This is a genomic window from Streptomyces odonnellii (assembly GCF_000981895.1).
In the GTDB taxonomy this organism is placed as follows: domain Bacteria; phylum Actinomycetota; class Actinomycetes; order Streptomycetales; family Streptomycetaceae; genus Streptomyces; species Streptomyces odonnellii.
In genome coordinates this window covers 1-11282 of record NZ_LATD01000107.1, presented here as the reverse complement: position 1 = coordinate 11282, position 11282 = coordinate 1, and the positions used below count along the sequence as shown (strand labels likewise).

The window sequence follows — 11282 nt, the reverse complement described above, 5'->3', positions numbered from 1 at the left end:
GCCTCGGGTGGGTGCCCGCCGTCCGGCGGGGGCGGCGCGGGGGCCGGCCCTTCGTCGTTCGGGTGCGAGGTCGTCGTCGTCATCCGTGCCTCCGTCATGCGAAGAGTCGCCGCCAGGTCTGCGGGCCGGGATAGCCGTCGGCCTCGGCGCCGCGCCACCCCTGGGCGCGCTGGAACGCCTCGACATTGCGCCGGTCGGCCTCGGTCCAGCCGCGCCCGGGGCCCGAGGTGTAGTACTTGCCGAAGCCCTTCTTCACGAGCTGCTTGCCGAGCCGCTCGACGTACTCGCTGGTGCTGCCGGGACGGAAGTGCCGGGCGCCCGGGTACGGCACGGCCTCCCCGGACGTCCCGGGCCTCCCCGCGTCAGCCGGCGCACCGCCGCCCTTGTCCCCGCCCGCCGGGATGTCCTTGCCCAGGCCCCGTACGAGATACCGCCAGGTCGCCGGGCCCGGCAGCCCGTCCGCCTCGGCGCCGCGCCAGCCCTGCGCGCGCTGGAACGCCTGGGTGGCCCGCCGGTCCGACTCGCTCCACCGGGGCCCGGCGCCCTCCTGGTAGTAGCGCCCGCCCCCGCGCGCGATCAGCATCCGGCCGAGCCGTCTGACATGCGCGTTCACCGCGCCCGGCCGGAACGACCCGGCCCCCGGATACACCGCCGTCGCCCCGGTCCCGGCACTCGCCCCCGGCCCCTTGCCGTCGCCGTTCCCGGCCAGCCCGCGGTAGCGGTACGGGACATAGCGGCCGGAGTTGTTCCAGTACGCGAGGGGCGTGGACTGCGAGCGGGCGTGCGGCTGGGCCTGTTCGTACGCCAGATAGTGGGAGCGGGTGTAGTCGGTCCAGCCGCCGAAGATCGTGACGTGCGAACCCTTCTGCGGGTTGGCCGGATTGTGGAAGAGCAGCATGTCGCCCGGCTGGAGCTCGTCGTGATCGATCCGTACGCCGTACCGCGCCAGCGTGCCCGTCCATTCGCTGCCCGGGAGGTTCCAGGCCATCGAGACATAGCCGGAGCAGTCCTGGCGGTATCCGTCCGACCAGAACTTCGCCATGCTGTACGGCACCCGCGCGTTCGCCCAGCGCTTGGCGCGGTTGATGATGTCGGCCCGGGTGGATCTGCGCAGGGCGCCGTGGGACCGGTGGGAACCGGGGCCGGGCAGTGGCCGCCCGTAGAGCGGGGCGCTGCTGCCCTGCGGAGTGCCGGGCTCCGGCCCGGCGGCCACCCCGGACACCTTGCTCTCCCCCACCGCCGCTGTCATCCCGGCCGCCGTCCCCGGCGCCGTACCGGCGACAGCCTCCGCGGCCGCGGTCACACCTTCCGCTCGTCCCGCCGCCCACGCCGCTTCCGTACCCGTACCCGTCCCCGCCGTCCCGAGGGCCACCCCCGCCGTCGCCAGGACCAGTGCCCGCCGGGCGCCGTGTACGGCCGGATGGCCGCCCGCGCGTACCGGTACGCCCCTGACCAGGTCGCGTCGCCGCTCGGCGCAGCCGGTACAGGAGCAGTCGGCGGCGGGCTCGTACTCCTCGAAGACCGGGACGGTCATGCGATCCCCTCCACACTCATCGCGATCTTTCCGGCACGATGGGCGCGCCAGTGTCTCAGCTATCTGGACAAGTCGCATTTTGACGGATCAAGGGAAAGAAAGGACAATCCGACAGGCCGTAACAGCCATCAAATGGCCAGGACCACCTCCGCGGATCCGGTAGAGTCCTCCAGGTCAGCAGGCGCCGCTAGCTCAGTTGGTTAGAGCAGCTGACTCTTAATCAGCGGGTCCGGGGTTCGAGTCCCTGGCGGCGCACGCGCATACGGAAGCCCCCTCGCACCACACGAGGGGGCTTCACGCATCTCCGGCCGGCGCCGGCGGCATGCGCCCGGCCACCACACCGCCGCCACATCCGTCACACTGACCGCTCACATCGCGCACACAACCGACAATCGGAATATTTCTTCCTTGCGGTCCCGGGTCAGGTCGGCCAACCTGGTCTGAACGCGTCGACGACGGCGCGTCGACGCCAACGAGGTACGCGGTCCGGGCAGTTGGACGCGGCGGGGATGCCTCCACGGGCGGGTGCAACCGGACGGCCGCCGTTCTCTGTCCTTGAGTGCGGGGCCGCGGCTGCCGCGCCCGGGCCGGTGGTCGAGGGGGACCGTTCCGGACGAAACCGTCGGTACCGATCACGCAGCGACCATGCTCGCGGGGGGATGACTCATGACGTCGACGCCAGAGGGCGCGCAGCAGAACGACGCGTCCCGGACCACTCAGCTCCGGATCCCCTCCCATCTCAGAAGCGGCGGCCAGCGCCCCTGGTCCAGGAAGCCCGCGCTCCCCAAGTACGACTACGAGCACTACAGCCGGCTCGCGGGACCGCTCACCCGGCCCGACCCGGACAAGCCGTACACCGTCCGCTACCGCTCGCTGCTCTCGCAGGAGCCGCACCGTGTCCGCGCCGCCCTGCTGCTCGGTGCCGCGCCACTGCTCTCGCTCGGGCTCTTCGTCTGGCTGATGCAGCCGCAGCACTGGACCGAGCGCGATCCGAACCTGAAGAACGACACCCTTCTCGTCCTGGACATCGTGATGCTCGTCTCGATCGGACTGATCGAGCTGTTCCGCACGATGAACGTCCTCTCGAACGCCCACGCCACCCTGGTGGCGCGCGACCCCGTGCCCGTCATACCGGAGAACGGCACCCGCGTCGCCTTCCTCACCTCCTTCGTCCCGGGCAAGGAACCCCTCGCCATGGTCACCAAGACCCTGGAGGCGGCGGTCAGGATCCGGCACCGCGGGCTGCTGCATGTGTGGCTGCTCGACGAGGGCGACGACCCGGCGGTCAAGGAGGTCTGCGCCCGCCTCGGAGTGCACCACTTCTCCCGCAAGGGCGTCGCGAAGTGGAACCAGCCCAAGGGCGCGCACCGCGCGAAGACCAAGCACGGCAACTACAACGCCTGGCTCGACGCGCACGGCGACGTGTACGACTTCTTCGCCTCCGTCGACACCGACCACGTACCGATGCCCAACTACCTGGAGCGGATGCTCGGTTACTTCCGCGACCCGGACGTCGGCTTTGTCATCGGCCCCCAGGTGTACGGCAATTACGACACCTTCGTCACCAAGGCCGCCGAGTCGCAGCAGTTCCTCTTCCACGCCCTGATCCAGCGCGCGGGCAACCGTTACGGCGCGCCCATGTTCGTCGGCACGAGCAACGCCGTACGGATCAGCGCGCTGAAGCAGATCGGCGGTCTGTACGACTCGATCACCGAGGACATGGCGACGGGCTTCGAGATGCACCGCGCCAGGAACCCGCACACCGGCAACAAGTGGCGCTCGGTCTACACCCCGGACGTGCTGGCCGTCGGCGAGGGCCCGACCGCCTGGACCGACTTCTTCACCCAGCAGCTCCGCTGGTCGCGCGGTACGTACGAGACGATCCTCAAGCAGTACTGGCGGGGGTACGGCACGCTGCCGCCCGGCAAGCTCTTCAACTACACCATGATGATCATCTTCTACCCGATGTCGGCCCTCAACTGGATCCTGGCGGCCCTGAGCTGCGCCCTGTTCCTGGGCATGGGCGCCTCCGGTGTGCAGATCGACCCTGCGATCTGGATGATGCTGTACGGGAACGCCTCGGCCCTCCAGATCGGGCTCTACATCTGGAACCGCCGCCACAATGTCTCGCCGCACGAGCCCGAGGGGTCCGGCGGGCTGGCCGGCATGGTGATGTCCGCGCTCTCCGCGCCGATCTACGCGCGCTCGCTGATGGACGCCGTGCTGCGCCGCAAGAGCGGTTTCGTGGTGACGCCCAAGGGCGACTCGTCCAGTCCCGACACGCTTTTCGGGACCTTCCGGATCCATCTCTTCTTCATCCTGGTCTTCGGCGGATCGCTGGCCTCCTCCTTCTACTTCGGGCACGACCATCCGGCGATGATCACCTGGGCCTCGCTGGCGATGCTCATCACGGCGGCGCCGATCTTCGCCTGGCGCTGGGGGATGCGCCAGGACAGGAAGAGGCGGAGGAGGCGGGGGCGCGGTGACGCCGGTACGCCGTCCGGGGGCGCGGTGTCCGGGGGCGCGGCTCCCTTCGTACCGCAGCAGCCCGCGGGCCCGCCCGTGGCCACTGATCAGACCGTGCAGATTTCCCTTGGGGGACGTAAGAAATGAGCGCCATTCCCGTCCGGCAGAACCACCGCAGAAACCGCGCCCGCCGTATTGCGATAGGCACGGCGGTGGCGGTCGCGGTGGCCGGGGTGAACGGTCCCGCGCTCTACCGGTTCGGCTCGGCCAAATACCACGAGTACACGATCAACCGGCCGGAGTACAAGGCCGAGAACGGGCACTGGGACTTTCTCGACATCCCGTCCGAGTTCCGGATCAACTCGATCCACGCCGCCCTGCTGCACACCGGAAAGGTGCTGCTGATCGCGGGCTCCGGCAACAACCAGAAGAACTTCGACGCGGGGAAGTTCGAGTCGGTCCTCTGGGACCCGAAGGCCAATACGTACAAGAAGATCCCCACGCCCAAGGACATGTTCTGCTCCGGGCACACCCAACTGCCGGACGGAAACCTGCTGGTGGCGGGCGGCACCAAGCGGTACGAGAAGCTCAAGGGCGATGTCACCAAGGCGGGCGGCCTGATGATCGTCCACAACGAGGACCCGGACAAGCCGGTCACCCTGCCCGCGGGCACGATGTTCACGGGCAAGGAGAACGGCAAGACCTTTGTCTCCAAGGATCCCGTTCTGGTCGAGAAGGCCAAGAAGATCTTCGATCCGGAGACCGGCGCCTTCCTGCGGACCGAGGCGGGTCTGGGCCGTATCTATGTCGAGGCGCGCCAGTCCGGCAAGAAATACGAGACCGGCACCGAGGACAATTACCGGGTGCAGGGCATGAAGGGCTCCGACGCCCGCAATGTCTATGGCATCGCACAGAAACTCGCGCTCGACAAGAAGGACTTCCAGGGAATCAAGGAAGCCTACGAGTTCGATCCGCTGGCGGAGAAGTACATCACCGTCGACCCGATGAACGAGGCCCGCTGGTATCCGACGCTGACCACCCTTGAGGACGGCAAGGTGCTGGCGCTGTCGGGTCTCGACGAGATCGGCCAGATAGTCCCCGGCAAGGACGAGATCTACGACCCGAGGTCAAAGTCGTGGGAGTACACCGGAATCATCAGGAAGTTCCCCACCTATCCGGCGATCTTCCTTCTGGACAACGGCAAGCTCTTCTACAGCGGCTCGAACGCGGGCTACGGCCCGGCCGATGTCGGCCGTGATCCGGGCATCTGGGATCTGAAGACGAACAAATTCCAGAAGATTCCGGGGCTGAGCGATCCCGACCGGATGGAGACCTCGGCAACGGTCATGCTGCCGCCCGCCCAGGACCAGAAGTTCATGGTCGTCGGCGGGGGCGGGGTCGGCGAGTCCGAGAAGTCCAGTGAGAAGTCCCGGCTGGTCGACCTCAAGGCCCGCGACCCGCGTTTCGAGGACGGCCCGGTGCTGGAGAAGGGCACCCGCTATCCGAGCGCCTCGCTGCTGCCCGACGACTCCGTACTGATCACCGGCGGCTCCGAGGACTACCGGGGGCGCGGCGGCTCGGACGTCCTCCAAGCGCGGCTGTACGACCCGGAGTCGGCCTCGTACGACCGGGTCGCCGATCCGGCGGTGGGCCGCAACTACCACTCGGGCTCGGTCCTGCTGCCGGACGGCCGGGTCATGGTCTTCGGCTCGGACCCGCTCTACTCGGACAAGGCCGACACCAGGCCGGGCGTCTTCGAGCAGCGCATCGAGATCTATACGCCGCCGTATCTCTTCCGGGACGAGCGGCCGGTGCTCTCGGGCGGGCCGAAGAGTGTGAAGCGGGGCGGGACGGCGGAGTTCAGAACGGCGGATCCGGGGGCGGTCGCGTCGGCGAAGCTGATGCGGCCCAGCGCGGTCACGCATGTCACCGATGTCGAACAGCGCTCGGTGGCACTGGACTTGAAGAAGACGGCGGACGGTATCGAGGTCACGGTGCCGAAGAACAGGGCGCTGGTGACGTCGGGCTGGTACATGCTGTTCGTCACGGACACGAAGGGCACGCCGTCCGAGGGCGTGTGGGTGGAGATCCCGTAGGACCCGTGAGCGGGTGCGGTACGGGCTGGCTGGTGCGCTACGGGCGGCACGGGCCGCTGGTGCGGTACGGGCGGGTGCGATACGGGCCGGATACCGCCCCCGCCAGGTCGTACCGCTGCCGCCCGTCAACCGCCGTGCCCGCCGCGCTACTTCGTGTTGCGCGCCAGCTCCAGGGCGTACTTCGGATACCACTCGCCCGCCTTGGGGCCACCCTTGCAGTCGCCGTCCGACTCCCCGGGCCGCTTCACCCACAGATACGCCGTGACCAGCGGATCGCCGGTGTCGGTGGTCGGTGCCTCACCGAGGGCGCGGCCCGGGGGGTTGCACCAGTTCTCGCCCGGATCGCCACCGGTGTACGGGCCGTTGCCGTTGCGGCTGGTGTCGATCACGAACGGCTTGCCGCCGACCTTCTCGGAGAGCCGCCTGCCGAAGTCCGCGCTCGCGGCCGTCGGGTAGAAGTTGGAGACATTGACCGCGAAGCCGTCCGCCGCGGCGATGCCCGCGCGCTGGAGCGGTTCGAAGAGCGCGTCGGGCGACTGCCAGCCCGCGTTGCCCGCGTCCACGTACACCGAGGTGGCGGGCTGCCGCTTGAGCCGCTCGACGGCGCCCTTGAGCAGGTCGTACCGCTCCTCGTGGTACGCCTCCGGGGTGCAGCCGTCCACCAGGTGCAGTACGGCGTCGGGCTCCAGGATCACGGTGGCGCGGCGGTCGCCTATGCCCTGGGCGACCTCGTCGACCCAGGTCCGGTACGCGTTGCCGTCCGAGGCGCCGCCCTTGGAGAACTGGCCGCAGTCGCGGTGCGGGATGTTGTAGAGGACCAGCAGGGCGTCCCGGTCGGCCTTCGCCGCCGCCTCGGTGAAACCTTTGGCCTGGGTCCGGGGGGTGTCGGGGCCGATCCACTCGGCGACCGGCTGTTCGGCGATCTTCCTGATCAGCCCGGCGTTCGCGGTGTCGCCCCGGCCTGCGTACGCGGCGGCCTGCTGGGCCGCCGTCCCGTCGGGGTTGACCCAGTAGGGTGCCTGCGCCTTGGGGCGCTGGCCGATCGGCGGCACCTTCGTACCGCCGTCACCGCCCTCCGCACCGCTGTCGCCGCCGGACGAACAGCCCGCGACGAGCAGCAGCGCACCCGCCGACGCGCCCACCGCGCCCGCCCTCAGCACCGCGCGGACGCGCGCGCCCCGGCCGGAATAACTGCCGTACATCCACTCCCCCTTGACGCACCGTCATCCGGAGCGCGCACCCCCGCGCCTCCGGACCTCCCCTGCCCGCCGGTCGGGACCGGCCGCCACCAATCCTGGCACAGCGGCCCGATCCGCCCGGCGGATCGTGCGGCTTCGTGGGCGAGCTGTGACGACAGCATCGCGCCGGATCTTCGTGGGCGAGCTGTGACGACAGCCGCGCCGGATCAGGGACGCCGGTCGTGGCTCGCGTCCGGTTCCATCTCCGGGTCGCGGGCGTTACGCCGCCGCCGGGCGCCCCGGAAGGCCACGGCGACCGCGGCGACGCCCGCGAGGACCAGGCCGACCACGGCCTGCGGGGCGCCGGGCCCGGCGGACTCGTCGCGTACTTCGTCCGCGGCGGCGGGGTTTTCGGGGCCCGCGGCGGCGGGGTTTTCGGGCCGTGCCACGCCACCGGAACCGTCCGCCCCCGGGCCGCCGCTGCCGATCTGCACCGGACCGAACGGCGTGGGCAGGGCTCCGGGGCGGTGCTGCCCCGGGCAGGATTCGTGAGCCGTCGCCGTACCGCCCGTACAGTGGCCGGCCCCGGCCCCGGCTTCTCCGCCGAGGGTCACGGCCGACGGGGTCAGAGTGCCTCGTACGGAGTCATGGTCCCGGACGGCGCCGCCGGCGCCGGTGACGAGGACCGGCACGGCCGCCACCACGGCGACCGCGCCCACGGCACGGAGAGCGAGCAACCCTGGACGCATCGTGGACCTCCTGACGCCGACGCTCCACTCCGACATCTCAGAGACTCACGCGTCACCGGCCCGTCCGCATCCGCAGCGCGCGCCGCCCGCCGGCCACTCCCCCGCTGACGTGCTCAGATGCGATCGACCAGATCGGCGATCGAGTCAACGACCGTGGACGGCCGGAAGGGATAGCGGTCGATGTCGCCGGGCGCGGTCAGTCCGCTCAGCACCAGGAAGGTCTCCATACCCGCCTCCAGACCGGCGAGGACGTCGGTGTCCATCCGGTCGCCGATCATCGCGCTGGTCTCGGAGTGCGCGCCGATCGCGTTGAGTCCCGTCCGCATCATCAGCGGGTTGGGCTTGCCCGCGAAGTACGGGTCCTTGCCGGTGGCCTTGGTGATCAGCGCGGCCACGGCGCCGGTCGCGGGCAGCGGGCCCTCGGTCGAGGGGCCGGTCTCGTCGGGGTTGGTGCAGATGAACCGCGCACCGCCGTTGATCAGCCGGATCGCCCTGGTCAGCGCCTCGAAGCTGTAGGTACGGGTCTCGCCGAGCACCACGTAGTCCGGCTCGTGGTCGGTGAGTATGTAGCCGATGTCGTGCAGCGCGGTGGTCAGTCCCGCCTCGCCGATGACATACGCCGTACCGCCGGGCCGCTGGTCCTCCAGGAATCTGGCGGTGGCGAGCGCCGAGGTCCAGATGTTGTCCACCGGCACGTCGAGCCCCATCCGGGCGAGCCGGGCCTGGAGATCGCGCGGGGTGTAGATGGAGTTGTTGGTGAGGACGAGGAACGGCTTGCCCGACTCCTTCAGCCGCTTCATGAACTCGGCGGCGCCGGGGATCGGTACCCCTTCGTGAATGAGCACGCCGTCCATGTCGGTGAGCCAGGACTCGATCGGCTTGCGCTCTGCCACTGGATTGTTCTCCGCTCTGGGGTGGCCAATATTGCGTGGTCCGACACGCCCCAGCGTAACGAGGGTGTACAGCGGTGACCGCAGACGGGTTCTCGGCCCGTACCAGCTTGTCGGTGCCGCCCGCTTGTCAGTGCCGCTCGGTGGGGTCGGTACGGAGTCGTCGGGCACCGACGACCAGGATGGCTCCGGCGATCAGCAGCGCGGCCACCGCCGCCGTGAGGCCGACGAGGTCGCCCTCCAGTCCCGCGCGGGCGAGTTGACCGCTGTCGGGCAGCCGGTCGCCGGGGTGGGAGTGGCCGACGGTGGGGGCGGGTGTCCGCGTACCGGTGTCCTTGGCGGATCCCTCACCGCCGACGCCCTTGCCCTCCGGCTTGCGGACGGCCAGGCGGTACGCGTCGGACTCCCCGACCCAGTCGCCGTCCCGGCCCCGCCGCTGGACGGCCGCGGCGGTGATCATGACCTTGTTGGGCTCGGTGTTCGCGGCGAACGCGAGCCGCGCGCGGACGGTGACGGTACGGCCCGCCGGTACGGCGAACCCCGGCGAACCGTCGTCGAGTACGCCGATGATCTCGTCCCGCTCGGTCTTCTCCAGCGGCAGGGCGTGCCAGCGCCCCTCGCCGTCGGTCATCTCCAGGGTGAGCTGGGAGGCGGTGAGCGCCCGGTGCCGGTCGACGAGGACGAGGACGGGGTGGATGTCGCGGCACATCCGGGCCGTGGTGTTGGTGAGTTCGAGCGCCCAGGTCCCGGCGGCGCCACCGGGCCGGTAGGCGTCGGGGCCGCCGAGGATCCGTGAGGTGATCGGGAACTCGGGGTCGGAGAGCTTGCCGCACCGGGGACCGGGAGCGAGGGGCGGCGACACGGCCCGCGTCCCCGGCGCGGGCAGCGATACGGCCTGTGCTGAGACGGGCAGCGACACGGCCCGTACGGAGGCGGGCAGCGGATCGGCCTGTGCTGAGGCTGGCAGCGGTTCGGCCTGTGCCGAGGCGGGCAGCGGTTCAGCCCGTACGGCGACAGGCAGCGGTACGGCCCGTACGGAGGCGGGCAGCGGATCGGCCTGTGCTGAGACGGGCTGCGCGTGGGCCGTCATGGGCGCGATCACCGTCGTGACCACGGTGATTCCGGTGGCGAGGGCGTGACGCAGTCGCATGGGTGACATGGCCTTTGCTGCTCGCGGGGCGCGTTGATGTGCTCGGGGATGCGGTCGGGGAAAGGGCCAGGTGCCCGGGCCACACCGGACAGGACACGACCCGAGCCCCCGTCGACGCTGTCATGCGACCGCGGGCCGTCCGGAGCGCCACGACCCCGAACAGCCAGAAAATCACATGAACACACCCCATCAGCCCAGTTCTGACTCCCGCCGATGGCCGAAGACCGGCGCGAGGACGAGTTGCGCGGCGCCCTCGGCGACCGGGTGCGGCCCGCCCTCGGCCGCGGTGACGGGGATGACCGCGCCTCTGGAGCGTTCCGCGACGACCGCGCCGACTCCGCGTACGAAACACGCCTCGTGCGCGGCGATCGTACGGCCGCCGAGCAGGACACGGTCGATGTCGAGCAGGCCGACGAGATTCGCCGCGCCCGCGCCGAGCACCCGGGCCGCCTCCGGCAGATCGCCGCGGGCGACGGCACCGAGACAGAGCGCCTCGATACAGCCGCGGTTGCCGCAGTCGCAGCGGGCGCCGTCGAGCTGGACGACCTGGTGCCCGAACTCCCCGGCCCCGGTGCGGGCCCCGCGGTGCAGCGCGCCGCCGAGCACGAGCCCGGCGCCCAGGCCCGTGCCGAGATGGAGATACGCGAAGGAGTCGCCGGCCCCGCGCAGGGCCAGACCGAGGGCGGCGGCGTTGGTGTCCTTGTCGAGGACGACGGGAAGCTGGAGCCGCGCGGCGAGGGCCTCGCGCAGCGGAAACCCCTCCCACTCCGGAAACCCGGTGACCTGTCCCGGCACCCCGGTCCGGTGGTCGAGCGGCCCGGGCATGGCGACCCCGACGCCGAGCACATCCCGCGCGCCGTCGCACCCGTCGGCCACCAAGTCCGGCCGTATCCCCGGCCGCACCCCCGCTTGCGAGGAGGCCCCGGCCCGTACGGAAGCCACGGCCCCCGGGGCCACGGAGACCCCGGCGCCGGGGGCGATGGCTGTACGGGGGGCGGGGGCGTCCTCGGGGGCGGGTGTCACGCCCACGCGCCCGGCGCCGACCGGCATGCCGAGCCGCGCGCCCGTCTGTAGCCTCGCCGCGCGCAGTGCTTCCGCGCGGACCGCGTCGACCTGGATCGCCGCCGTCTCGACGACCTTCGCCGCTCCCGCTCCGAGGTCGAGCGGGACCGTGCGTACCGCGACCAGGGCACCGGCCAGGTCCACCAGCTGTCTCGTA

General features: G+C 70.8%; 8 protein-coding genes and 1 tRNA gene. 3 read left to right on the top strand and 6 right to left on the bottom strand.

All coding sequences use genetic code 11. From position 1 onward, the window contains the following. Nucleotides 1–94: 94 nt before the first annotated feature. Nucleotides 95–1534 carry a peptidoglycan-binding protein gene (locus WH07_RS12080; protein ID WP_046499250.1) on the bottom strand — a complete coding sequence of 480 codons (1440 nt, stop codon included), beginning with the start codon at nt 1532–1534 and terminating at the stop codon, nt 95–97. A gap of 181 nt (nt 1535–1715) precedes the next feature. Between WH07_RS12080 and WH07_RS12075 the strand changes: the two genes are divergently transcribed. The 3 genes from WH07_RS12075 (at nt 1716) to glxA (ending at nt 6096) form a co-directional block, all read left to right on the top strand. Beyond that, a tRNA-Lys gene (locus tag WH07_RS12075) sits at nt 1716–1789 on the top strand. Between the two features lie 411 nt (nt 1790–2200). After that, nucleotides 2201–4147 (top strand): glycosyltransferase family 2 protein, encoded by a 1947-nt coding sequence (locus WH07_RS12070; RefSeq protein WP_046499248.1) that lies wholly within the window; start codon nt 2201–2203, stop codon nt 4145–4147. Further along, nucleotides 4144–6096, top strand: a complete 1953-nt coding sequence (gene glxA, locus WH07_RS12065) for a radical copper oxidase GlxA (RefSeq protein ID WP_046499245.1) — start codon at nt 4144–4146, stop codon at nt 6094–6096. The genes WH07_RS12070 and glxA overlap by 4 nt, the downstream gene beginning before the upstream one ends. 146 nt (nt 6097–6242) lie before the next feature. On the opposite strand, the gene WH07_RS12060 is transcribed toward glxA, so the two are convergent. The 5 genes from WH07_RS12060 to WH07_RS36630 form a co-directional block, all read right to left on the bottom strand. Beyond that, a complete protein-coding gene (locus WH07_RS12060; RefSeq protein WP_046499244.1) occupies nt 6243–7298 on the bottom strand; it encodes a glycoside hydrolase family 6 protein in 1056 nt (351 codons plus the stop codon). 203 nt (nt 7299–7501) lie between these two features. Next, nucleotides 7502–8023 carry a hypothetical protein gene (locus tag WH07_RS36195; RefSeq protein WP_157877329.1) on the bottom strand — a complete coding sequence of 174 codons (522 nt, stop codon included), beginning with the start codon at nt 8021–8023 and terminating at the stop codon, nt 7502–7504. A gap of 113 nt (nt 8024–8136) precedes the next feature. Beyond that, entirely contained in the window at nt 8137–8916 is a 780-nt protein-coding gene (locus tag WH07_RS12050) for an HAD-IIA family hydrolase (RefSeq protein WP_046499241.1), read from the bottom strand. Nucleotides 8917–9043: 127 nt separating this feature from the next. Continuing rightward, nucleotides 9044–10063, bottom strand: a complete 1020-nt coding sequence (locus tag WH07_RS12045) for a hypothetical protein (protein ID WP_052744342.1) — start codon at nt 10061–10063, stop codon at nt 9044–9046. 189 nt (nt 10064–10252) lie between these two features. Beyond that, nucleotides 10253–11272, bottom strand: a complete 1020-nt coding sequence (locus WH07_RS36630) for an ROK family protein (RefSeq protein WP_408645834.1) — start codon at nt 11270–11272, stop codon at nt 10253–10255. Nucleotides 11273–11282 lie beyond the last annotated feature (10 nt).